The organism is Streptomyces sp. PTL18 (assembly GCF_059510295.1).
Map to the genome: position 1 here is coordinate 111,017 of NZ_JCAJZO010000013.1, position 22,836 is coordinate 133,852.

The window sequence follows — 22,836 nt, forward strand, 5'->3', positions numbered from 1 at the left end:
TGACAGAGAAGTAGCCGCTGCCTTCGCACCGGGAGGTGCATGAAATGTACGGTGTCCAGAGTTCAGGTCGGCGGAACCGACACAAGTGCTCTTGCCCCTGAGCTACACCGGCTCGTCGTGCCGGCGGCGGGACTCGAACCCGCGACCTCCCCGTTATGAGCGGAAGTAGGTCCTGCCTTCGCACCTGGACGTGCATCACTTTAGGGGGCGGCCGCGAGCCGAGCGAACGAATTAACGACCTCAACGGCCGAAGGAGTTCAGCCGCGCTTCTGGCGCTTCCAGGGGCCGGTGACGGCCGGCATGATTCCTCACAGGTCAGCCAGGTGCCCAAGAAGTGCTGCCGCCCGCGCAGTCGGTGGAGTTCCGGCGATTCCGACCCACTCGGCGACGTGGTCGTGGCGGACCTCGCCGACGGTGCGGCCGCCGGATGCGGCGGGGTCGTGGACGAGGCCCTCGGGGAGCGGTACCGGGTACCGCCACCGACTCCGGGCGATGCGGCGGCAGTGTCCCGGCCGGCAAGCGCCGAGCGGGACCACGGCGGCGACGGTCGTCAGCCTCCCTGCTGCGACCGCGCCTTGAACGCCGCCTTCCGCGCCTCCTTCGCCACCTTCTTGTCCGGGTGCAGTCGCCCCATCGCCTCCAGGACCTCCGGTGTCGCCGGATGGTCCACCCGCCACGCCGTCGCGAAGAAGCCGCTGTGCTGGGCCGCCAGGCCCTCCACCAGGCCCTGCAGTTCGTCCGAGTTGCCCTCGGCCGCCAGCTGCGCGCTCAGCGTGTCGATGGTCAGCCAGAACACCATCGACTCCGGCGGCGCCGGCACGTCGGCCGCCCCGCGCTCGGTGAGCCACACCCGCGCCAGGCCGCCCAGTTCCGCGTCGTCCAGCACCTCACGCAGCGCGGGCTCCGCCTCCGGCCCGACGAGGGACAGCGCCTGCTGGCAGCGGAGCCGGCGCAGGGGCGCACCGGCGTCCGAACCCCGCGCCGCGGCCAGCAGCTCACGCGCCGCCGTCAGCGGCTCCCGGCGGGCCAGCCACTGCTCCGTCTCCGCCTGCGCGGCGGCCGGCGGAAACCCGGACGTGCCGTCGAGCAGGGCGTCCGCGCCCTTGTCCGCCAGCTCACCCACCGCGGGCGCCGTCATCCCGGCCTCCTGCAGCCGGATCCGCATCCCGTACAGCCCGAGCGGCGTCAGCCGTACCATCCCGTACCGGCTGACGTCCGTCTCGTCGACGGCCGCCGTGGACCCGTCCTCGTCGTCGGTCATCAGCGCCTCGTCGACCGGCTGGAAGTCGACGAGTCCGATGGGCTCGAGGATCCGGAACTGGTCGTCCAGCCGCATCATGGCGTCCGAGACCTGTTCCAGGACGTCGTTGGTGGGTTCGCCCATGTCGTCGGGGACGATCATCGACGCGGCGAGCGCGGGCAGCGGCACCGCGCTGTCGCCGGGCCCCTGTTCACCGACCGTCAGCACGTAGAGGTTGCCGAGCACTCCGTCGAGGAACTCGGCTTCCGCCTCCGGGTCCCAGGCGAGGGAGGACAGGTCGATCCCGCCGTCCCCCTCCACGGCGTCGACGATCCCGTCCAGTTCGGGAACGCTCGCGTCGGCGAGCACGGCCTGGAGCGCGCCGAGCCAGACACCGAGCACGTCGGCCGGGCTGCCGGAGGTGAGCAGGGCGAGATCGGCGCCGGTGGTGACGGTCCCCGCCTCCTGGTCGACGATGCGGACGAGGCCGGCGTCGACGGCGACCCGCCAGGCCTCGCTCGCGCAGGCGGCGGCGTCCTCGCCGGTCAGCCCGAGGGCCTCGGCCGCGGCGGGCAGCTGCTCCTCGACGAGTTCGCCCCCGGGGCCGACGCGTGTGTCCGGTCCGGCCCAGCGGGCGAGCCGGGCGGCGCGGGAGAGCAGGGGTGTGGCGAGCGCGTCCCGTGCGAGCTCCGCCTCGGAACGCAGCCGGACCGGCGGCAGGAGGGAGCTGTGTGACATTCGCTGGGTCTCCTTGGGGACGTACGTGGTGGCCGAGGGGGCGCCCCGAATCACACTGCTCAGCCTAGACGGATTTCCACCCATGCGGCCCGGTTCATCTCCTCGACCGCTGCCGTACATGGCCGAAACCTTGACAACTGGCCTGAGTACACAGGAGATTGACGCGCGTAGAAGTCGGGGGACAGCTGTTCACTGAGGTTCGGTGCCGTCCGTCGGCCGCTACGACGCGTCGCCACCGCCCCGCCGGTCGCGGCCCCCGGTTCCACGCTCCACCTCGTCCCGGCGCCCACGTATCTCCCCGGAGGGATTCCGTTGCCGAGCAAGTCTTCTTCGCGGCTCGCCGCGCTCACCGTCGCCGCAGTGTGCTCCGCCGTGTCCGGTGTGGTCCTCACCTCTCCCGCGCACGCGGACACCGTGCGCATCCACGACATCCAGGGCACCACCCGGGTCTCACCGCTCGCGGGCCAGAAGGTCACGGACGTGGCCGGAATCGTCACAGGTGTGCGGGCCTACGGCTCGTCGAGAGGGTTCTGGATGCAGGACCCGTCCCCGGACGACGACCCGGCCACCAGTGAGGGCGTCTTCGTCTTCACCAGTTCCACGCCGAAGGTCGCGGTCGGCGACGCGGTGACCGTGACGGGCACGGTCTCGGAGTACGTCCCGGGCGGCACGTCGTCCGGCAACCAGTCGGTCACGGAGATCACCAAGCCGACGGTGACGGTGCGTTCCAGCGGCAACGCCGTCCCGGCACCGGTCGTGATCGACGAGGACTCCATACCGGACCGGTACACCCCGGCGGGCGACCCGGCCGCGAACGGGTCGATCAACGGCCTGACGCTCCGGCCGTCGACGTACGCCCTCGACTACTACGAGTCCCTGGAGGGCATGAACGTCCAGGTCGCCGACGCCCGCGTGGTGACCGCGACCGACCGGTACAGCGAGCTGTGGGTCACGGCGAAGCCGTATGAGCACCGCAACCGCCGCGGCGGCACCGTCTACGGCTCCTACGACTCCCAGAACACCGGCCGGCTGCAGATCCAGTCGCTGGGCTCCGCCGCCGACTTCCCGCAGGCGAACGTCGGCGACACGCTCGCCGGCACCACGACCGGTCCGCTGGACTACAACCAGTTCGGCGGTTACACCCTGGTGGCCAGCCGGCTGGGCACGCTCGAGAGCGGCGGGCTGCAGCGGGAGACCACACGCAAGCAGGAGCGCGGCGAGCTGGCCGTGGCGACCTACAACGTGGAGAACCTGGACCCGTCGGACAGCACGTTCCCGGCCCACGCCGCCGCGATCGTGAACAACCTGCAGTCGCCGGACATCGTGTCCCTGGAGGAGATCCAGGACGACAACGGCGCCAAGGACGACGGCACGGTCGACGCGAGCCAGACCGTGAACAAGCTGATCGACGCGATCGTCGCGGCGGGGGGCCCGAAGTACGACTGGCGCTCGATCGACCCGGTCAACGACCAGGACGGCGGCGAGCCCGGCGGCAACATCCGCCAGGTCTTCCTCTTCAACCCCGAGCGGGTCTCCTTCACCGACCGCCCGGGCGGCGACTCCACGACCGCCGTGGGCGTCACCCGGGTGCACGGCAAGGCGCAGCTGACGGTCTCCCCCGGCCGCATCGACCCGGCGAGCGACGCCTGGGAGTCCAGCCGCAAGCCGCTGGCCGGGGAGTTCGTCTTCCGCGGCAGGACGGTCTTCGTGATCGCCAACCACCTCACCTCCAAGGGCGGCGACCAGTCGCTGCACGCGCAGTACCAGCCGCCGACCCGCAGCTCGGAGGTGCAGCGCCACCTCCAGGCGACCGAGGTGAACGCCTTCGTGAAGGACATCCTCGACACGCAGAAGAACGCCGATGTCGTCGCGCTCGGCGACATGAACGACTTCGAGTTCTCCGGCACCACGAAGATCCTCGAGGGTGACGGCGCGCTGTGGTCGGCGATCAAGTCGCTGCCGAGGAGCGAGCGGTACACGTACGACTACCAGGGCAACGAGCAGGTCCTGGACCAGATCCTGGTCAGCCCGGCGATCCGCCGCGGCTGCGACGTGCACTACGACAGCGTGCACATCAACTCGGAGTTCCACGACCAGATCAGTGACCACGACCCGCAGGTGCTGCGGTTCCGGCCGTAGCCGTCCCCCTGTTCAGGGCCGGCTGAACACCCCGTCCAGCCAGCCCTGCCAGGCGGCCTCGTTCGCCTTGGCGTCGGCGCCGGGCGCGAAGTCGTGGACGCTGACGCCGACGGGGGCGCCCCAGTGGTTGCGGCCGAAGAAACGGAGCAGGGCGTCGTCGGTGCGCAGCCCGACGAAGTACGGGTTGCGGTAGTCGAGTACGGCCCCGAACGCGTCCGGCCCGCGGACGGCCACGCGTGCGCCCTCGTCCGTGTCGTCGGCGAGCCCCAGCGCCCGCTGGACGCGGGCGAAGGCGTCGGGCGCGGTGGAGGCCGCGGGCCCGTTCAGGGTCGCGAAGGCGACCGGGCGGGGCGCGAAGTGCTTCAGGTACTCCCGCAGGGTGTGCAGGTAGAAGTCGGTGTGCTTGCTCGCGCCGTCGTACTGGATGTCCCAGTCGTCGGTGAAGATCCCGCTGTGCACGTACCGCACCCGGGCGCGCCGACCGCCTTCGCGCGGTTCGATCGTGTGGTCGAGCTGGTTGAGCGACTGGGCGGGGAGGCCGACGTCCTCGCTGCGGGCGCCGTAGCGGTGCGGCGGATCCCAGGCGGTGACCGTGGATCCGAAGGGAGCCCTGCCGCCCACCCGGGGCTCGGGCGGCTCCATCGGCCACAGGTAGCCGCCTGTGCCGGTGGTGACCGCCTCCCACACCTCCTCCGGTGTGGCGTCGACCTCGAACTCACGGACGATCTCGAATTCCTTGGACATGGCGGCGCTCCTGCTCGCTGGGATTCTTGCGGAGAGTCGAGTTCCGGGGCGGTCCCCGACCACGGGTGGGGGCCACGACGATCCGGTGGTCGCGGCCCCGATCGACGTGCGGGGCATCGTACTTGCGGATCAGGGCGCTGCGCCCGCCCGTCAGCTTCGGCAGGAGCGCGACGCGATCGGCGGCCGAGGCGAAGCGGACCTCGCCGTCGAGCGCGTGGGTGGCGGGCCGTTTGCGGGTCCTGGCCGCGCCGGTGACGAGCGAGCCCGCGTCGCGGACCAGCCGGGCGCCGAGAGCGGGCGGCCACGACCCGGACCGGACCCGAGGTCAAGCCCGGTCGTTCGGGCCCGGGGCGGTCACCGCGCGGGGCCGCCGTCCTCCAGGCGCGCCAGCCGGCTCTGAAACCAGTCGAGCCGGGCCTGGAGCAGGGCCGCCTCCGCGACGAGCTCGGACACGCCGAGATCCGCCGGCGGACTCCCGGCGCCCGATGCCACCCGTACCCGCAACCCCTCCCCCGCGAGCCCGGCGAACGCCGTGAGCGACAGGGACGTACGGCCGCGTACGCACCCGGCGCACGACGCCTGGAGGGCGTGCCAGCCCGGCCGTCCCCAGCCGGCGTCGGCCAGCGCCGCGGCCGGCGCTCCGCACGCACAGGCACCGACCGTCATGGTCCGAACCCGCTGGCGCGCGTACCGGAAGCCGCGCTCGAAGCGGATGTACGCGCCGAGGACCGAGACCTCGAGCAGCGCGGCCGCCCGGTGCTCCCCGGTGCACAGCAGCGCCTCCGCCTCCGCACGGTCGTGGACGCAGTGGAAGCCGCAGTCGCAGCGGCGGTGCGGCGCGCGGTGCCGCAGCCCGTAGACGCACCGGGCCTCGTCGAGGACCCCGTAGGGCAGCGCGCCGCCCAGCGACACACCGGTGAACCCGGCCCGGGTGCCGTCCCGGGACAGCACCGGGTGGGCGATCTTGTATCCGGTCGGCGGCTCCGTCGGTCGTTCCTCGGGGAGCCGCAGTCTCATCGCGCGACCGGGACCTCTTCGGGAGCGGGCGCCTCCTCGACGGGCTCCGCGATGTCGGCGACGTCGGCGACCCGTAGGCCGGCCTGTTTCCCGTGCACCTGCGGGCGCTCCTCGGCGACCCCGGTGGCGAGTGCCTTGCCCAGCTTCATGACGCCTCCCGGCTGTTGGTTACCGTCTCGGCCATGGTGACCCACGCGGCCCGATTTGGCACCAGTGCCTGGTCGCCGCCGGTCCGGCACCGCGCAACTCCGCGCGCCCCTCACCGCACGCCCGCGCAAGGCTCCACCCGACCCGAGCGCCTCCGCCACCACTCGGCCCTCACGACACACCAAAGTAACTCTAATCAATACTATGTAGGAGAATTAAGTGGAGCTTCACAGTCGCGCCGCCGAGACTACTCCCATGACGACCACATCCCTCTCCGCCCACCCCTTCGGCCGCGCACTGTGCGCCATGATCACCCCGTTCACCGAGGCGGGGGCGCTCGACCTCGACGGCGCGCAGCGGCTCGCCGACCTGCTGGTGACCGAGGGCTGCGACGGACTGGTGCTCTCGGGCACGACGGGCGAGTCCCCGACCACCACCGACGCCGAGAAGGCGGCGCTGGTGCGAGCGGTGCGGGAGGCCGTCGGCGGACGGGCGTCCGTCGTGGCGGGCGTGGGCACACCGGACACCCGGCACACCGTGGAGCTGGCACTGGCGGCCGAAAAGGCGGGCGCCGACGGGCTGCTGGTGGTCACCCCGTACTACAGCCGTCCCCCGCAGGACGCGGTCGAGGCCCACTTCCGTGACGTCGCAGACGCCTCGGGACTGCCGCTCATGCTCTACGACATCCCGGGCCGCACCGGCACCCGCATCGAGCCGGAGACCGTGATCCGGCTCGCGGAGCACCCGCGGATCGTGGCGGTCAAGGACTGCGCGTACGACTTCCTCGGCACCCAGAAGGTGCTGGCGCGGACCGAGTTGGCGTACTACGCGGGGTGCGACGAGCACAACCTCGCCCTGTACGCCGTCGGTGGCGCCGGATACGTCAGCACGGTCGCGAACGCCGTCCCGCGCCGACTCCGTTCGGTTCTGGACGCGTTCGACGCGGGGGACACGACGCGGGCGGCCCGGCTGCAGCAACGGGCCACACCGCTCATCGACTTGATGATGTCCGCCGGCCTGCCCGGCACGGTCACCGCCAAGGGTCTGCTGGGGGCGCTCGGTCCGCGCGCCCCTGCGGCCTGCCGGCCGGGAGACGGTCGACGGGCTGCTGACGGCGTACGAGCGGCTGGTGACGGCGTGATCACCGCTCGACGGTCCGGCAGTTGCGCAGCGCGTTGACCGATCGGGCGGCCGTGGATCACGGCCGCCGTTGATCGGCTGGGGCTGTTCCGAGTGCGACGCAGGTCAGCGAGGTCTGCCTGGCCCGGGTGCCGTTTCGGAGCCGTCATCGGCGTTGTCCGGGTCCCGGAAGACGTGGTCGGCGGCGGCGCCCGGGGGCGCGTCGCTGTTCGTGCCGCGCGCGGTCCAGGATGCTGCCTCCTGCCTTCCTCCCGGGCGGCCGCGCCCAGCGGCGTGCTGCGGGCGACGGACCCGCTGTGGCCGGGGCGGTCGGCTCCGCGACCTCAGGCCTGATCTCAGCCGGCCACTCGTGCGCGAGCCTCGAAGACCATGGCCCCGACGCCGTGCTTCACCGGGCCGGTCGCCACCAGGTACACCGTCCCGCCCCGTATTCGCCCGGGACCGCTCGCAGCGATCCAAGAGAAGTCCGGGCCGTCCCCCGGGCTGTACGAGGTAGGCCGACGCCGACCGGCGCATCAACGCCTCCCGGGCCGTCCCCGGGCCGCGGAAGAGCGCTCAACGATGACCGACGTCGACAACTGCCGACAGCTCAGCAGCAGGTCAGAGCGTTGATCGAGCCAGCGGCCACAGGTCACGGACGCCGTTGATCAGTTGTGGCTGTGCAGGATCTCGTTCAGGCCGCCCCAGACCGCGTTGTTCGGGCGGGCCTCGACCTTGCCGGTGACGGAGTTGCGGCGGAAGAGGATGTTGGAGGCACCGTTGAGCTCGCGGGCCTTGACGATCTGGCCGTCGGGGAGGGTGACCCGTGTACCGGCGGTGACGTACAGGCCTGCCTCGACGACGCACTCGTCGCCGAGGGCGATGCCGACGCCCGCCTCCGCGCCGACCAGGCAGCGCTCACCGATGGAGATGATCACGTTGCCGCCGCCGGACAGGGTGCCCATGGTCGAGGCGCCGCCGCCGATGTCCGAGCCGTCGCCGACCACGACGCCCGCGGAGATGCGGCCCTCGACCATGGAGGTGCCGAGCGTGCCGGCGTTGAAGTTCACGAAGCCCTCGTGCATGACCGTGGTGCCCTCGGCCAGGTGCGCGCCCAGCCGGACGCGGTCCGCGTCGGCGATACGGACGCCCTTGGGGGCCACGTAGTCCGTCATGCGCGGGAACTTGTCGATGGAGGTCACCTGGAGGTGCAGGCCCTCGGCCCGGGCGTTCAGGCGGACCTTCTCGACGTCGTCGACGGCGACCGGGCCGAGCGAGGTCCAGGCGACGTTGGCGAGCAGCCCGAAGATCCCCTCCAGGTTCTGGCCGTGCGGCTTGACCAGGCGGTGGGAGAGCAGGTGGAGGCGCAGATAGACGTCGTGCGTGTCGATCGGCTTCTCGTCGAGCGAGGCGATGACCGTGCGCACCGCGACCACCTCGACGCCCCGGCGCGCGTCCGGGCCGATCGCCTTGGCGGCGCCCTCGCCGAGCAACTCCACGGCCTTCTCGGCGGACAGCCGCTCGGTGCCGGACGGGCCAGGGCCCTCGGCGGTCCCGGTGGCCAGCTCCGGCGCGGGGAACCAGGTGTCGAGAACGGTGCCGTCGGAGGCTACGGTGGCGAGGCCGGCGGCCACGGCACCGGTGGTGCGGGGAGCAGTCGTGTCGGTCATAGGGGAAACCTAACGTGGCCGGGCGTGCAGGGGCGAACCGGCGCCGGGGCGTCTCACCTGCCGGTCCGCCCGAGCCGTCGGCGTCGCACACGGATCAGTCGCACACGGATCAGGGGATCACCCGGGCCAGGACATCGCGCGCGTACTCCTCGTCGTACGGCGCCCCGGTCAGCAGGACCTGCAGACAGATCCCGTCCAGCAGCGCGAGCAGTGCCCGCGCCGTGGCCGGATCCGTGCGCCGCGCCAGCGACTCGGCGGTCTGCTCCGTCCACTCGGCCGCGACGGGTCGCAGCGCGGGGCGGCGCAGGGCCGCGAGATACAGCTCGTACTCCAGCTCGACGCCCGGGCGGTCGCCGCCGAGCCACTGGCCCAGCAGCCGGGCGAGGTCAGCGGCGAGGTCGCCCTCGGTGTTCTCCAGCAGGCCGCTCTCGGCGAGCGCCGTGGCGAAGCCCTCGTTGGCCTGCCGCAGCGCGGCGACCATCAGTTCGTCGAGGGTCTTGAAGTGGTACGTCGTGGAGCCGAGCGGCACGTCGGCCTCGGCGGCGACCGAGCGGTGGCTCAGCCCGGCGATGCCCTTCTCCCCCACGACCCGGATCGCCGCGTCGATGATCCGCCGGCGCCGCTCGGGGTCGTAACGGCGGGGCATCAGTGCCCACCTCCCAGGTTCAGAACCACCACCCCGCCGACGATCAGCGCGATCCCGGCGACCTTCGCGTGGCCCAGTCCCTCCCCGAACAGCACCAGTCCGATCACGGCGACGGTCGCGGTGCCGACGCCGGACCAGATCGCGTAGGCGGTGCCGATCGACACGGACTTCAGGGTCTGCGCGAGCAGCAGGAAGGAGACGACATAGCCGAGGAGGGTCACCAGCGAGGGCCCAAGCCTGGTGAATCCGTCGCTGTACTTCATGGCGGTCGTGGCGGCGACTTCCGCGGCGATGGCCGCGGAGAGGAACGCGTATCCCATGTGTACGAGTGTACGCATCGATGTGTACTTCTGTACACATCGCGGACGCGCGCAGACGGGGCACCGGTGGCACACCGCGGGGAAACCGCTCTCCCGAACGGCTATTGAGAACCCGTCATGTCCACTACTCTTTCACCGGCCGACCACACGGTATCCACGACCGCCGCCGTTCCGCTTGCCCATGGCCCGGGCCGGCCCCTGTCCTCCCCGCTCGCCCCCGCTCCGCCACAACCCGCTCCTTGACGATTCCGCGTCCGCCGTGCGGCGACGCCGAGGGAACCGCGCATGCCAGACAACAACCCCCCGCCCGCTCCGGACCAGCCCTCCCCTTCCCCGGTGTGGGAGACCGGTAACGTCCCCGGCGAGGCCCGGACACCGGGATCCCGCGGCCTCTGGGCGGCAGGACTGCTCGCCGTGGCCGTCTTCTCCACCAGCGCGATAGCGATCTCCCTGCTCGGCAAGGGGGATGACTCCCCGTCACCGAAGCGCGCACAGGACGCCGCCGTCGCGCTGGGCGACCCGGACGTGCCCGACTTCTCACTGCCTCCCTCCCCCGTGGCGGCGCCCAGCGGGAAGAACGGCCTGACGTCCGGCAAGGCGTCCCCGGCGGCCGAGGTCAAATCGCCCTCCCGCGGGTCCGGGAAGAACACGGCCGCCGCCGAGCCGACGGCATCCGCTTCCCGAACGTCCTCGAGCAGGCCCCCGGCCACGCCCTCCACCACCCGGAGGTCACTGCAGTCGGTCAACTACCCGGACCGCTTCTGGCACGTCAGCGGCGGTGATGTGAAGCTGGATCCGGTCGGGGACTCGGAGAGCCGTGCGGACTCGACCTTCAAACTGGTCAGCGGCCTGGCGGACGCCTCCTGTTACTCCTTCGCCACGGCCGACGGCACCTACCTGCGCCACCAGAACTTCCTCCTGCGCGCCGCGCCCGACGACGGCTCGCCCCTCTTCCGGCAGGACGCCACCTTCTGCCCCCGCCCGTCGTCGTACTCCGGAGCGGTCGTGCTGGAGTCGGTCAACTACCCCGGCCGCTTCCTGCGCCACCGGAACTTCCAGCTCAGGCTGGACCCGTACCAGTCCGGCGACCTGTACCGGGCGGACTCGGCGTTCCGGCTGGTGGACGGTCTGGCCTGAACCGGTCCGGGCATGCGAAACAGCACCGGTCCGGGCATGCGAAACGGCGAGGCCCATCGGACCTCGCCGTTCCTGCGCGCTCGCGGCTCGTGGATCTCAGACGTTGAATCCGAGCGCCCGCAGCTGCTCGCGGCCGTCGTCCGTGATCTTGTCGGGGCCCCACGGCGGCATCCAGACCCAGTTGATGCGCAGCTCGTTGACGAGGCCGTCCGTGGCGGACTTGGCCTGGTCCTCGATGACGTCCGTCAGCGGGCAGGCCGCGGAGGTCAGGGTCATGTCCACGGTGGCCACGTTCGAGTCGTCGATGTGAATGCCGTAGATCAGGCCGAGGTTGACGACGTCGATGCCCAACTCGGGGTCGACGACGTCCATCAGGGCCTCACGGAGTTCCTCCTCCGAGACCGGCTTCATCTCAGCGGTGTCGGTCATGCCGTCTTCCTTTCGGCGTCGGTTCCGCCCAGGACCTGGGCCGTCGCGTCCTTCCACGCCATCCAGCTCAGGAGGGCGCACTTCACCCGCGCCGGGTACTTGGACACCCCGGCGAACGCGACCGCGTCCTCCAGGACGTCCTCCATCGCGTCGTCGGGCTCGATCCTGCCCTTGGACTGCATCAGCTCCAGGAAGGTCTCCTGGATCCTCTGCGCCTCGGACAGCTCCTTGCCGACGAGGAGTTCGTTCAGTACGGAGGCCGAGGCCTGGCTGATGGAGCAGCCCTGGCCCTCGTACGAGACGTCCTTGATCGTCGTGCCGTCGTACTTCACGCGAAGGGTGATCTCGTCGCCGCACGTCGGGTTCACGTGGTGCACCTCGGCGTCGCCATCCCGCAAGCCCCGCCCGTGCGGGTTCTTGTAGTGGTCCAGGATGACTTCCTGGTACATGGAGTCCAGCTTCACGTTTCAGCTCACGCCCTTCAGCCGAAGAAGTTCCGTACGTGCTCCAGGCCCTCGACCAGAGCCTCGATCTCGGCCGGCGTGGAGTACAGATAGAACGACGCTCGCGTGGTCGCAGGAATTCCGTACCTGAGGCACACCGGGCGGGCGCAGTGGTGGCCGACCCGGACCGCGATGCCCTGCTCGTCGAGGACCTGACCCACGTCGTGCGGGTGGATGTCACCGAGCGTGAAGGAGATCGCCGCGCCCCGGTCCTCGGCCGTGGTCGGGCCGATGATCTTCAGGTCGGGGACCTCGCCCAGTCGCTGCACCGCGTACTCGGTGAGCGCGTGCTCATGGGCGAGGATCTTGTCCATGCCGATCGCGTCGAGGTAGTCGATCGCCGCGCCCAGACCGACCGCCTGCGCGATCGGCGGGGTGCCCGCCTCGAACTTGTGCGGGGCGGGGGCGTACGTCGACGAGTGCATCGACACGGTCTCGATCATCTCGCCGCCGCCGAGGAAGGGGGGAAGGTCCTCCAGCAGCTCCTGGCGGCCCCACAGGACGCCGATGCCCGTCGGGCCGCACATCTTGTGGCCGGTGAAGGCCACGAAGTCGGCCTGGAGGGCCTGGACGTCCAGCGGCATGTGCGGTGCGGCCTGGGAGGCGTCGACGCAGACCAGGGCGCCGACCTCCTGGGCACGGCGCACTATCGCCTCGACCGGGTTCACGGTGCCCAGGATGTTGGACACCAGCACGAAGGAGACGATCTTCGTCTTCTCGGTGATGACCTGCTCGATGTCGGACAGGTCGAGGCGGCCGTCGTCGGTCAGGCCGAACCACTTCAGCTTCGCGCCCGTGCGCTGCGCCAGCAGCTGCCACGGCACGATGTTGGAGTGGTGCTCCATCTCCGTGATGACGATCTCGGTGTCGGAGTCCACCCGGTAGGGCTCGTCGGCCCAGCCGAGCATGTTGGCCACGAGGTTCAGCGACTCGGAGGCGTTCTTGGTGAAGATCACCTCGTCGCGGCTCGGCGCGTTGATGAACTCCGCGACCTTGTCACGCGCGCCCTCGTACAGCGCCGTGGCCTCCTCGGCGAGCACATGCACACCGCGGTGGACGTTGGCGTTGTAGCGCTCGTAGTACTCGCTCAGGGCGTCCAGCACCTGGCGCGGCTTCTGCGAGGTCGCCGCGTTGTCCAGGTACACGAGCTTCTTGCCGTCGTGGACCAGCCGGTCCAGAACGGGGAAGTCCTTACGGATCGCCTCGGTGTCGAGGAGGCCCGGCAGCTGTGTCACGCGGATGCGCCACCCTTCACGTATGCCTCGTAGCCCTCGTTCTCCAGCTTGTCCGCGAGCTCCGGGCCGCCGGACTCGACGATGCGGCCGCCGGCGAACACGTGGACGTGGTCGGGCTTGATGTAGCGCAGGATGCGCGTGTAGTGCGTGATCAGCAGGGTGCCGACCTCGCCCGTCTCGCGGACGCGGTTCACCCCCTCCGACACGATCCGAAGGGCGTCGACGTCCAGACCGGAGTCGGTCTCGTCGAGGATCGCGATCTTCGGCTTGAGCAGCTCGAGCTGGAGGATCTCGTGGCGCTTCTTCTCACCGCCGGAGAAGCCCTCGTTCACGTTGCGCTCGGCGAAGGACGGGTCGATGTGGAGGCGCTCCATGGCCTCCTTGACCTCCTTCACCCAGGTGCGCAGCTTGGGGGCCTCGCCGCGGATCGCGGTGGCGGAGGTGCGCAGGAAGTTGGAGACCGAGACGCCGGGGACCTCGACCGGGTACTGCATGGCCAGGAACACACCGGCGCGGGCGCGCTCGTCGACGGACATCGCAAGGACGTCCTCGCCGTCGAGCAGCACGGTGCCGCCGGTGACCGTGTACTTGGGGTGACCCGCGAGCGAGTAGGCGAGGGTCGACTTGCCCGAGCCGTTGGGGCCCATGATGGCGTGCGTCTCGCCCTGCTTCACGGTGAGGTCGACGCCCTTGAGGATCTCCTTCGTGGCGTTGTCGGCCTCGACGGTGACGTGCAGGTCTCGGATTTCAAGCGTTGCCATGGGTGCCTCAGGACTCCTGGGTGAGGGAGACGAGCACGTCGTCCCCTTCGATCTTTACGGGGTATACGGGGACGGGGCGCGTCGCGGGAAGGGCGTCCGGCTTGCCGGAACGGAGGTCGAAGCGCGAGCCGTGCAGCCAGCACTCGATGTGGCAGTCGTCCACCTCGCCCTCGGAGAGGGAGACGTTCGCGTGCGAGCAGATGTCGTTGATCGCGAACACCTCGCCCTCGGTCCTGACGACCGAGATGGGCGTGCCGTCGAGTTCCACCCGCTTCGGGGTGTCCTCCTCCAGCTCGCTCAGACCGCAGACACGTACGAAGGCGCTCATGCGACGGACGCCTCCAGCTCCTCTTCGATCCTGGCGATCAGCCGCTCCTCGATGTCTGCGACACCGATCTGCTGGACCAGCTCGGCGAAGAAGCCGCGGACCACCAGGCGACGCGCCTCGTGCTCCGGGATACCGCGGGCCATCAGGTAGAACAGCTGCTCGTCGTCGAAGCGGCCGGTGGCGCTGGCGTGGCCGGCGCCGACGATCTCGCCGGTCTCGATCTCCAGGTTGGGGACCGAGTCGACCCGGGCGCCGTCCGTCAGGACGAGGTTGCGGTTCATCTCGTACGTGTCCGTGCCCTCGGCCTTGGCCTCGATGAGCACGTCACCGATCCACACGGCGTGCGCGTCGTCGCCCTGGAGCGCGCCCTTGTAGACGACGTTCGACTTGCAGTGCGGGGTGTTGTGGTCGACGAAGAGCCGGTGCTCCTGGTGCTGGCCCCGGTCGGTGAAGTACAGGCCGAACAGCTCGGCCTCACCGCCGGTGCCGGCGTACGTCACGCGCGGGTGCAGGCGGACGACGTCACCGCCGAAGGTGACGACCACGGACCTGAAGCTCGCGTCCCGGCCGACCAGCGCGTTGTGCTGGGCGACGTGCACCGCCCCGTCGTCCCAGTCCTGGACGGAGACGACGGTCAGCTTGGCGCCGTCGCCCAGGACGTAGTCGACGTTGGCTGCGAGCACCGCGTCACCGGTGTGGTCGATGACGACGACGGCCTCGGCGAAGGCGCCCAGCTCGATCACCTGGTGACCGAAGGCGGTCCCGCCCTGGCCCTGCACCGCGATACGGATCGGCTCGGTGAGGACGGTCTCCTTGGGGACGGTCACGACCGAGGCCTTCTCGAAGGCGGAGTACGCCTGGGCGGCGACGCGGTCCACCGGGGTGCCCGCCCTGCCGAGCCGCGCGTCGTCGCGGCCGACGGCCTCGACGGCCACGCCCTCGGGGGCCTCGACGGTCACCTTCACGCCCTCGCCGTTCGCGACGGCGGTCCCGTCGTGCAGACCGCGCAGACGCTCCAGCGGCGTGAAGCGCCACTCCTCCTCGCGGCCGTGCGGGACCGGGAAGTCCGCCACGTCGAAGGACGGCGGCGCGCTCATGCGCGTGGCCACGGTCGACTCGGCGGCGACCGCGATCGAGCCCGCGGTGGTGGACCCCACGGGTGGGGGTCCACCCGCTCGAGCGGAGCCGAGAGTGGGGGAGTTCTGGGCCTCAGCCATGGCTGTCGTTGTGCTCGCTTTCTTGCGTATCTGGCGTGACGGGGGCTCGGCGGTGGGCGGTCAGCCGACCGCGCCCTCCATCTGCAGCTCGATCAGCCGGTTGAGCTCCAGCGCGTACTCCATGGGCAGCTCCTTGGCGATCGGCTCGACGAAGCCGCGCACGATCGTCGCCATCGCCTCGTCCTCCGACAGGCCACGGCTCATCAGGTAGAAGAGCTGGTCCTCGGAGACCTTGGAGACGGTGGCCTCGTGGCCCATGGACACGTCGTCCTCGCGGACGTCCACGTACGGGTACGTGTCCGACCGGGAGATGGTGTCGACGAGCAGCGCGTCGCACAGCACGTTCGACTTGGACCCGGCGGCGCCCTCGCCGATCTCGATCAGACCACGGTAGGACGTACGGCCGCCACCGCGCGCGACGGACTTCGAGACGATGTTGGACGACGTGTTCGGCGCCATGTGGACCATCTTGGCGCCCGCGTCCTGGTGCTGGCCCTCGCCCGCGAAGGCGATGGAGAGGGTCTCGCCCTTGGCGTGCTCGCCCATCAGGTAGACGGCCGGGTACTTCATCGTCACCTTGGAACCGATGTTGCCGTCGATCCACTCCATGGTCGCGCCCTCGTAGGCCACGGCGCGCTTGGTGACCAGGTTGTAGACGTTGTTCGACCAGTTCTGGATGGTCGTGTAGCGGCAGCGGGCGTTCTTCTTGACGATGATCTCGACGACCGCGGAGTGCAGCGAGTCCGACTTGTAGATCGGGGCCGTACAGCCCTCGACGTAGTGCACGTAGGCACCCTCGTCGACGATGATCAGGGTCCGCTCGAACTGGCCCATGTTCTCCGTGTTGATGCGGAAGTAGGCCTGGAGCGGGATCTCCACGTGCACGCCCTTCGGCACGTAGATGAAGGAGCCGCCGGACCACACGGCGGTGTTCAGCGCGGCGAACTTGTTGTCACCGGCCGGGATGACCGTGCCGAAGTACTCCTTGAAGAGCTCCGGGTGCTCCTTCAGCGCGGTGTCGGTGTCCAGGAAGATGACGCCCTGCTCCTCCAGGTCCTCGCGGATCTGGTGGTAGACGACCTCCGACTCGTACTGGGCCGCGACACCGGCCACGAGGCGCTGCTTCTCCGCCTCGGGGATGCCGAGCTTGTCGTAGGTGTTCTTGATGTCCTCGGGCAGGTCCTCCCAGGACTCCGCCTGCTTCTCCGTGGAGCGCACGAAGTACTTGATGTTGTCGAAGTCGATGCCCGACAGGTCCGAGCCCCAGTTCGGCATGGGCTTCTTCTCGAAGAGCCTCAGGCCCTTCAGACGCAGCTTGGTCATCCACTCCGGCTCGGACTTCTTCGACGAGATGTCGCGGACGACCTCCTCGTTCAGGCCACGCCTGGCGGAGGCACCGGCCACGTCCGAGTCGGCCCAGCCGTATTCGTACGTGCCCAGGCCCTCGAGCTCAGGGTGGGCAGTCTCCGTGGGGAGAGTCATGCGGGGTTCCTCCCGGCCGTGCTGGCAGATGCGTTGTGGGTGGTCTCGGAAAACTTCGAAGCCCTGCGGGGGGCCTGGTGCGCCGCCTTGGGGATGAACGTCGTGCAGACGCCGTCGCCGTGCGCGATCGTGGCCAGTCGCTGGACGTGCGTGCCGAGCAGTTGGGAGAAGACCTCCGTCTCGGCCTCGCACAGCTGCGGGAACTGCTCCGCGACATGGGCGACCGGGCAGTGGTGCTGGCAGAGCTGCTCGCCGACCGGGGCGTTGCGTGCCGTAGCAGCGTACCCGTCGGCACTCAGGGCCTTGGCCAGCGCTTCGGTGCGCCGTTCGGGAGCGGCGGCCTCGATCGCCTCACGGTAGGCGCCCGCCTGGGCGGCGATCCGGGCGCGGGCGAACGCGGTGACGGCCGCCTCACCGCCCTCGTGCTCGGCGATCCAGCGCAGGGCGTCCGCGGCGAGCTTGTCGTACGACTGGTCGAAGGCGTCGCGGCCGCAGTCGGTGAGCGCGAAGACCTTGGCGGGCCGCCCGCGCGTGCGCGTGCCGTACACGCGCTGCTCGCGCGCCTCCACGACGTCGTCGGCGACGAGCGCGTCCAGGTGACGACGTACGGCCGCCTGGGTGAGTCCCAGCCGTCCGGCCAGCTCGGCGACGGTCGACGGGCCGTGGTCCAGGATGGACCGCGCGACCCGGTTGCGCGTCGAGCGCTCCCCGGTCGCGAGCTCCTCCTGAGGGGCCCCCACCGGGGTCTCCCGAGCCTCGCCGACGTTTTTCACAACGCCATTGTTGCGTAATTCCTCAGATGCTGACAAGCGCCGTCCACCGGACCCGCCGGTGCGGTACGTCACTTAGGCATACCTAAGACGACCTGCGGAAACGCTCCGCGGCCGAGCAAACCGGTGGCGGTCACCGACGGTGTGGACGAAACTCCTGGGCCATGCCCCCACCCCTTCCGACCGGCCCTCTTGTCACCAGGGACACCCTCGCCGCACAGCTGCGCACACTCGGCGTGACGCCCGGCGAGATCCTCCTCGTGCACACCTCGCTCAGCTCGCTCGGCTGGGTCAACGGAGGTGCCGTCGCGGTCGTCCAGGGACTCCTCGACGCCCTCGGCCCGGAGGGCACGCTGGTCGTGCCCACCCAGTCCGGCGATCTCTCGGACCCCGCGCTGTGGAGAAATCCTCCGGTGCCCGAGGAGTGGTGGGATACCGTCCGGGCCACGATGCCCGCCTACGATCCGCAGACCACGCCCACGCGCGGGGTCGGTGTGATCCCGGAGACCGTGCGCACCTGGCCGGGGGCCCTGCGCAGTGCGCATCCCCAGACGTCCTTCGCCGCGGTCGGTGCGCGGGCCGCGGAGATCGTCGACGGCCACGCCCCCGACTGCCGCCTGGGCGAGAGGAGTCCGCTGGCCCGGCTGGAGGCCCTGGATGCCCGGGTGCTCCTGCTGGGCGCCGGGTACGACTCCTGCACGTGCTTCCATCTGGCCGAGTACCGCATACCGTCACCGCTCGTCGAGGTGGGACGGCCCGGACCGAGCGGATGGCAGGTGGTGACCGAAGTGTCGATCACTTCCGACGGCTTCGACGAGCTGGGACACGACTTCGAGCGGGACCGACCCGTCGTGCGGGGAAGGGCGGGCGCGGCCCGGGCGCGGCTGTTCCCGGTCGCGGACGCGGTGGCCTATGCGGAGCGGTGGCTGCCACTGCACAGGCCTCGGGAGGAGTGAGTGGTTTCCGGACGCCGTCGCCCTCGGTGCAATCGGTTTCCGGCCCCCCTCGTCCAAGGCCGGGGACGCCTACCTAGACTCTGGACCCATGGGAAGTGAGCCGGTCGTCCAGGTACAGGCCCTGGTGAAGCGGTATGGCACGAAGACCGCGGTGGACGGGCTCGACCTGGTGGCCCGGGCGGGTATCACCGCTGTTCTCGGCCCCAACGGGGCGGGGAAGACGACCACGGTCGAGACCTGCGAGGGGTACCGGAAGCCGGACTCCGGCACGGTGCGCGTCCTGGGCCTCGACCCGGTCAGAGAGGCGGCCGCGCTGCGTCCCCGGATCGGCGTGATGCTCCAGTCCGGCGGCGTGTACTCGGGCGCCCGGGCCGAGGAGATGCTCCGTCACGTGGCCAAGCTCCACGCGCACCCCCTCGACGTGGACGCGCTCATCGAGCGGCTCGGACTGGACAGCTGCGGCAGGACGCCGTACCGGCGCCTGTCGGGCGGGCAGCAGCAGCGGCTGGGGCTCGCCATGGCCGTCGTCGGCCGGCCCGAGCTGGTGTTCCTGGACGAGCCGACCGCCGGCCTGGACCCGCAGGCCCGCCGGGCCACCTGGGACCTCGTCCGCGATCTGCGGAGCGACGGCGTCTCCGTGATCCTGACCACCCACTACATGGACGAGGCCGAGCAGCTCGCCGACGACGTCGCGATCATCGACTCGGGCCGGGTCATCGCCCAGGGACACCCGGAGGAGCTGTGCCGCGGCGGCGCCGAGAACACGCTCCGCTTCACCGGCCGACCCGGCCTCGACGTGGGCTCCCTGCTGAAGGCGCTCCCGGCCGACTGCTCGGCGGCGGAGCTGACGCCGGGCGCGTACCGCGTGGTCGGCAAGGTCGATCCCCAGCTGCTGGCGACCGTCACCTCGTGGTGCGCGCAGCACGGGGTGATGCCGGACAGGATCTCGGTCGAACGGCACACCCTGGAGGACGTCTTTCTCGAGTTGACCGGCAAGGAGTTGCGCTCATGATTCCGGCCCGCCCGGCGACCGGCCGGGGGTCCGGGGGTCGCCCCCCGGGAAGACACAGCCTCGAGTTGACCGGCAAGGAGTTGCGCTCATGATTCCGGCCCGCCCGGCGACCGGCCGGGGGTCCGGGGGTCGCCCCCCGGGTAGACACAGCCTCGAGTTGACCGGCAAGGAGTTGCGCTCATGATTCCGGCCCGCCCGGCGACCGGCCGGGGGTCCGGGGGTCGCCCCCCGGGAAGACACAGCCTCGAGTTGACCGGCAAGGAGTTGCGCTCATGACCACCGTCGGCACCTACACGCCCGAGCCCGGCGCCGCGCCCCTCCCCCGCATGATCGCCGCGCAGGCGGCGCTCGAGACGCGGATGCTGCTGCGCAACGGCGAGCAGTTGCTGCTGACGGTCGTCATCCCCACGCTGCTGCTTGCCCTCTTCAGCTCGGTCGACATCGTCGACACCGGCGCCGGCAAGGCCGTCGACTTCCTCGCGCCCGGCATCCTGGCGCTCGCCGTGATGTCGACCGCGTTCACCGGACAGGCCATCGCGACCGGCTTCGAACGCCGTTACGGCGTGCTGAAGCGGCTCGCGTCCTCCCCGCTCCCCCGCTGGGGACTGATGACCGCGAAGACCGCGTCCGTGCTGGTCACCGAGGTCCTGCAGGTGGTCCTGCTGACGGTGATCGCCTTCGCGCTGGGCTGGTCGCCGCACGGCAACCCCCTCACCGTGCTGTTCCTGCTGGTCCTCGGTACGGCCGCCTTCTCCGGGCTGGGCCTGCTGATGGCGGGCACGCTGAAGGCGGAGGCCACCCTGGCCGCCGCGAACCTGGTGTTCCTGCTGCTGCTCGTGGGCGGCGGGGTGATCGTGCCCCTGGACAAGTTCCCCTCGGCCGCCCAGGACGTCCTCGGGCTGCTGCCGATCTCCGCCCTCTCCGACGGCCTGCGGTCCGTGCTCCAGCACGGGGCCGGGACCCCCTGGGGCGACCTGGGCATCCTCGCGGTGTGGGCCGTGGTGGGACTCGCCGCGGCAGGGAAGCTCTTCCGGTGGGAGTGAGCGAACGGGCCCCTCGTGAAAGCGTGCACAAGCGGCGGCCTACGATGGTGGGCGTGCCAAAGCTGAACCGCGCCGACGCCACAGCGGCCCTGCGCAACCCGCTCGCCTTCATCGCCGACCGCTGGACCCCCGAGCCCCGGACCGTCCAGCGGGCGGCCCTCGCCGCGCTCGTCATGTCGGTGGTCATCGTCGTCACCGGCGGTGCCGTCCGGTTGACCGCCTCCGGTCTCGGTTGCCCGACCTGGCCCGAGTGCACCGACGGCTCCCTGACGCCGACGCACGCGCTGAGCTATCACAGCGCCATCGAGTTCGGCAACCGCATGCTGACGTACGTGCTGTGCGCGGCGGTCGGCTGGGCCATCATCGCCGCCCGCTCCGAGAAGCCGTACCGGCGCAGCCTGACCCTGCTGGGCTGGGCGCAGTTCTGGCTCGTGATGAGCAACGCGATCCTCGGCGGGATCGTCGTGCTCGTGGGCCTCAACCCGTACACCGTCGCGGCCCACTTCCTGCTGGCGACGGCTCTCGTCGCGGTTGCCGCGGTGATGTGGCAGCGCACCCGGGAGGGCGACGGCGCGCCCCGGCCGCTGGTCGGCAAGGCCGTGCAGCAACTGGTGTGGTTCCTGGTGGCCGCGTCCCTGATGCTCATCGCCGTCGGCACGGTGGTGACGGGGGCCGGACCGCACCCCGGTGACTCCGGCAAGGTCGACCGGATCCACATCGGCTGGGAGACGGTGGCCAAGATGCACGCGGTGCTCGCGTGGATCGTGGTGACGCTGACGTTCGCGCTGTGGTTCCTCCTCAAGGCCGTCGACGCCCCCCGGGGCCCGCTGGCCCGCACCCGCGACCTGTTCCTGATTCTGCTCGCGCAGGGCGTGATCGGCTACGTCCAGTACTTCACGCACCTGCCCGCGGTCCTGGTGGGCCTGCACATGCTCGGCTCCTGCCTGGTGTGGATCGGGGTGCTCCGGGTGCTGCTGGCGCTGCGTGAACGCGCCGGCGCGGGCACCGGCCTTGCAGGCCCCTCGACGGAGTCGGCCCTCACCAACGCCTGAGGGCCGCTCCCCCGAGGGCTCACTCCAGCCCGTACACCCGCCGCGCGTTCCCCGCCGCGATCATCTCCGCCACCCGCTGGGCGTCCGCGAGCGACCAGGCGCCCTCGGCGACCCAGCCGCCCAGCAGCCGTGACAGCGCCTCGCGGAAGAGACGGGCGCCGATCACATGGAGTTCGGGCAGGCCGTGGGCGCCGCTGGAGAAGAGGAGCTTGCCGAAGGGCGCCAGCTCCAGGATCTCGGCCAGGACGGCGGCGGCCCGGGCGCCGGTGCGCACCAGCGCCGCGCCGAGGTCGGCGTAGACGTGCGGGAACACCCCGGCCAGGTGCGCCGCGTGCCGGTGGTACGGGTAGCCGTGCAGCAGGACGAGGTCGGTGCCGAGCCCGGCCGTGGCGCGCACGAAGTCGGTGAGCAGGACGGGGTCGGTGCGGTCGATGCGCAGACCCGGTTCGCCGAGGCCCGCGTGGAGCTGGAGGGGCCGGCCCGAGGCCACCGCACTCCACAGCAGATGGCGCAGCAGCACCGGGTCCGACACGGTGCCTCCGACTCTGCGACCCGCCAGCCAGCGGCCGGCCGCGCCGCGCACCTCCCCCGGGCCCGGCGGCTCCGGCGCGAGCGCCAGACCGTGCCGTACGCCCGCCACCGAGGTGAAGGCCACCGCGTGCGCCGCCGCCCCGTGGATCGACTCGGCGAGATTGGCGAGGAACCCCTCGACGGTGCCGGAAGTGTCGGCCACCTGTTCGGCGAGCAGCTCGAGGCGGACGATCTCGTGTGCCTCGGCATCCCCCGTGGAGGCCATCTCGGCGGGTCCGGTCAGGTCGCCGGGCAGCCCCGTGTCGACGAGGTAGGTCGTGATGCCGCTGCCACGCAGCAGCCTGCGTCCCACCTCGAGAACGCCCAGTTCGCGGCGCCGGGCGAGATAGCGGGCGGGCGGGCAGTGCGGCTCCAGCCCGAGCAGTGGCGGGCACCAGCGGCGTACGGCGAAGCCCGTCTGGGTGTCGAACAGGGTGGTACCGGCGGCCGGCGGGCCCTCGGTACGCGCGAGCTGGGCCTCGAAGGTGCCGAGGCCCAGCTCGGTACGGAGCACGCCGTGGCAGTACTGGTCCACCAGGGACGGCGTTTCGATCATCCGGA

General features: G+C 71.0%; 22 protein-coding genes and 3 pseudogenes. 7 read left to right on the forward strand and 18 right to left on the reverse strand.

Going from position 1 to position 22,836, the window contains the following annotated elements; genetic code table 11:
* Nucleotides 1–301: 301 nt before the first annotated feature.
* Both AC5WS8_RS23910 and AC5WS8_RS23915 read right to left on the reverse strand, forming a co-directional pair.
* Nucleotides 302–488: pseudogene (locus AC5WS8_RS23910) on the reverse strand (alkaline phosphatase PhoX); the annotation flags it as partial.
* Between the two features lie 62 nt (nt 489–550).
* Nucleotides 551–1,978 carry a hypothetical protein gene (locus tag AC5WS8_RS23915; protein ID WP_496105497.1) on the reverse strand — a complete coding sequence of 476 codons (1,428 nt, stop codon included), beginning with the start codon at nt 1,976–1,978 and terminating at the stop codon, nt 551–553.
* 312 nt (nt 1,979–2,290) lie between these two features.
* Here AC5WS8_RS23915 and AC5WS8_RS23920 point away from each other — a divergent pair, with 312 nt between their 5' ends.
* Complete coding sequence (locus AC5WS8_RS23920) at nt 2,291–4,117, forward strand: DUF8508 domain-containing protein (RefSeq protein WP_496105498.1); 1,827 nt, start codon at nt 2,291–2,293, stop codon at nt 4,115–4,117.
* A 12-nt stretch (nt 4,118–4,129) separates the two neighbouring features.
* Here the strand turns inward: AC5WS8_RS23920 and AC5WS8_RS23925 are convergent, their stop codons facing one another.
* From AC5WS8_RS23925 to AC5WS8_RS23940, 4 genes and pseudogenes are all read right to left on the reverse strand, one after another.
* Entirely contained in the window at nt 4,130–4,861 is a 732-nt protein-coding gene (locus tag AC5WS8_RS23925; RefSeq protein ID WP_496105499.1) for an SRPBCC family protein, read from the reverse strand.
* 70 nt (nt 4,862–4,931) lie between these two features.
* Nucleotides 4,932–5,174: pseudogene (locus AC5WS8_RS23930) on the reverse strand (ArsR family transcriptional regulator); the annotation flags it as partial.
* Nucleotides 5,175–5,215: 41 nt separating this feature from the next.
* The gene (locus AC5WS8_RS23935; RefSeq protein ID WP_496105500.1) at nt 5,216–5,878 is read right to left on the reverse strand and encodes a hypothetical protein; all 663 of its coding nucleotides are present in this window, start codon (nt 5,876–5,878) and stop codon (nt 5,216–5,218) included.
* A complete protein-coding gene (locus AC5WS8_RS23940; RefSeq protein ID WP_496105501.1) occupies nt 5,875–6,027 on the reverse strand; it encodes a hypothetical protein in 153 nt (50 codons plus the stop codon). Before AC5WS8_RS23940 ends, AC5WS8_RS23935 begins: the two co-directional genes overlap by 4 nt.
* A gap of 253 nt (nt 6,028–6,280) precedes the next feature.
* On the opposite strand from AC5WS8_RS23940, the pseudogene dapA reads away from it, so the two are divergent.
* Nucleotides 6,281–7,166, forward strand: a pseudogene (gene dapA / locus AC5WS8_RS23945) (4-hydroxy-tetrahydrodipicolinate synthase).
* Nucleotides 7,167–7,812: 646 nt separating this feature from the next.
* Here dapA and dapD read toward each other — a convergent pair.
* The 3 genes from dapD to AC5WS8_RS23960 all read right to left on the reverse strand — a co-directional run bounded on the left by dapD (nt 7,813) and on the right by AC5WS8_RS23960 (nt 9,780).
* Nucleotides 7,813–8,814, reverse strand: coding sequence for a 2,3,4,5-tetrahydropyridine-2,6-dicarboxylate N-succinyltransferase (gene dapD, locus AC5WS8_RS23950; RefSeq protein WP_496105502.1), 1,002 nt, complete (start codon nt 8,812–8,814; stop codon nt 7,813–7,815).
* A 109-nt stretch (nt 8,815–8,923) separates the two neighbouring features.
* Nucleotides 8,924–9,460, reverse strand: a complete 537-nt coding sequence (locus tag AC5WS8_RS23955) for a TetR/AcrR family transcriptional regulator (protein ID WP_496105503.1) — start codon at nt 9,458–9,460, stop codon at nt 8,924–8,926.
* Nucleotides 9,460–9,780 carry a DMT family transporter gene (locus tag AC5WS8_RS23960; protein ID WP_496105504.1) on the reverse strand — a complete coding sequence of 107 codons (321 nt, stop codon included), beginning with the start codon at nt 9,778–9,780 and terminating at the stop codon, nt 9,460–9,462. Before AC5WS8_RS23960 ends, AC5WS8_RS23955 begins: the two co-directional genes overlap by 1 nt.
* A 285-nt stretch (nt 9,781–10,065) precedes the next feature.
* On the opposite strand from AC5WS8_RS23960, the gene AC5WS8_RS23965 reads away from it, so the two are divergent.
* Complete coding sequence (locus AC5WS8_RS23965) at nt 10,066–10,917, forward strand: AbfB domain-containing protein (RefSeq protein ID WP_496105505.1); 852 nt, start codon at nt 10,066–10,068, stop codon at nt 10,915–10,917.
* Nucleotides 10,918–11,013: 96 nt separating this feature from the next.
* Here the strand turns inward: AC5WS8_RS23965 and AC5WS8_RS23970 are convergent, their stop codons facing one another.
* Genes AC5WS8_RS23970 through AC5WS8_RS24005 form a run of 8 tightly spaced genes read right to left on the reverse strand, consistent with a single transcriptional unit; the run spans nt 11,014 to nt 17,645 of the window.
* Nucleotides 11,014–11,346 carry a metal-sulfur cluster assembly factor gene (locus AC5WS8_RS23970; RefSeq protein ID WP_103812962.1) on the reverse strand — a complete coding sequence of 111 codons (333 nt, stop codon included), beginning with the start codon at nt 11,344–11,346 and terminating at the stop codon, nt 11,014–11,016.
* The gene (gene sufU / locus AC5WS8_RS23975) at nt 11,343–11,810 is read right to left on the reverse strand and encodes a Fe-S cluster assembly sulfur transfer protein SufU (protein ID WP_496105506.1); all 468 of its coding nucleotides are present in this window, start codon (nt 11,808–11,810) and stop codon (nt 11,343–11,345) included. The genes AC5WS8_RS23970 and sufU overlap by 4 nt, the downstream gene beginning before the upstream one ends.
* A gap of 17 nt (nt 11,811–11,827) precedes the next feature.
* Nucleotides 11,828–13,084 (reverse strand): cysteine desulfurase, encoded by a 1,257-nt coding sequence (locus AC5WS8_RS23980; RefSeq protein WP_496105507.1) that lies wholly within the window; start codon nt 13,082–13,084, stop codon nt 11,828–11,830.
* A complete protein-coding gene (gene sufC / locus AC5WS8_RS23985; protein ID WP_496105508.1) occupies nt 13,081–13,845 on the reverse strand; it encodes a Fe-S cluster assembly ATPase SufC in 765 nt (254 codons plus the stop codon). Before sufC ends, AC5WS8_RS23980 begins: the two co-directional genes overlap by 4 nt.
* Before the next feature lie 7 nt (nt 13,846–13,852).
* Entirely contained in the window at nt 13,853–14,173 is a 321-nt protein-coding gene (locus AC5WS8_RS23990) for a non-heme iron oxygenase ferredoxin subunit (protein ID WP_103844430.1), read from the reverse strand.
* The gene (gene sufD, locus AC5WS8_RS23995) at nt 14,170–15,390 is read right to left on the reverse strand and encodes a Fe-S cluster assembly protein SufD (protein WP_496105509.1); all 1,221 of its coding nucleotides are present in this window, start codon (nt 15,388–15,390) and stop codon (nt 14,170–14,172) included. Before sufD ends, AC5WS8_RS23990 begins: the two co-directional genes overlap by 4 nt.
* A 60-nt stretch (nt 15,391–15,450) precedes the next feature.
* Nucleotides 15,451–16,872 (reverse strand): Fe-S cluster assembly protein SufB, encoded by a 1,422-nt coding sequence (gene sufB / locus AC5WS8_RS24000; protein WP_496105510.1) that lies wholly within the window; start codon nt 16,870–16,872, stop codon nt 15,451–15,453.
* Nucleotides 16,869–17,645, reverse strand: coding sequence for a helix-turn-helix transcriptional regulator (locus tag AC5WS8_RS24005; RefSeq protein WP_496105511.1), 777 nt, complete (start codon nt 17,643–17,645; stop codon nt 16,869–16,871). Before AC5WS8_RS24005 ends, sufB begins: the two co-directional genes overlap by 4 nt.
* Before the next feature lie 161 nt (nt 17,646–17,806).
* On the opposite strand from AC5WS8_RS24005, the gene AC5WS8_RS24010 reads away from it, so the two are divergent.
* The 4 genes from AC5WS8_RS24010 (at nt 17,807) to AC5WS8_RS24025 (ending at nt 21,705) form a co-directional block, all read left to right on the forward strand.
* Nucleotides 17,807–18,598, forward strand: coding sequence for an AAC(3) family N-acetyltransferase (locus tag AC5WS8_RS24010; RefSeq protein ID WP_496105512.1), 792 nt, complete (start codon nt 17,807–17,809; stop codon nt 18,596–18,598).
* A gap of 88 nt (nt 18,599–18,686) precedes the next feature.
* The gene (locus tag AC5WS8_RS24015; protein ID WP_496105513.1) at nt 18,687–19,610 is read left to right on the forward strand and encodes an ABC transporter ATP-binding protein; all 924 of its coding nucleotides are present in this window, start codon (nt 18,687–18,689) and stop codon (nt 19,608–19,610) included.
* A 272-nt stretch (nt 19,611–19,882) separates the two neighbouring features.
* On the forward strand, nt 19,883–20,653 hold the full coding sequence (locus AC5WS8_RS24020; protein ID WP_496105514.1) for an ABC transporter permease: 771 nt from the start codon (nt 19,883–19,885) through the stop codon (nt 20,651–20,653).
* A gap of 44 nt (nt 20,654–20,697) precedes the next feature.
* Nucleotides 20,698–21,705: a COX15/CtaA family protein gene (locus AC5WS8_RS24025; protein WP_496105515.1), complete on the forward strand. Its 1,008-nt coding sequence runs from the start codon at nt 20,698–20,700 to the stop codon at nt 21,703–21,705.
* Between the two features lie 19 nt (nt 21,706–21,724).
* On the opposite strand, the gene AC5WS8_RS24030 is transcribed toward AC5WS8_RS24025, so the two are convergent.
* Nucleotides 21,725–22,831, reverse strand: coding sequence for an amidohydrolase family protein (locus AC5WS8_RS24030; RefSeq protein WP_496105516.1), 1,107 nt, complete (start codon nt 22,829–22,831; stop codon nt 21,725–21,727).
* Nucleotides 22,832–22,836: the final 5 nt, after the last annotated feature.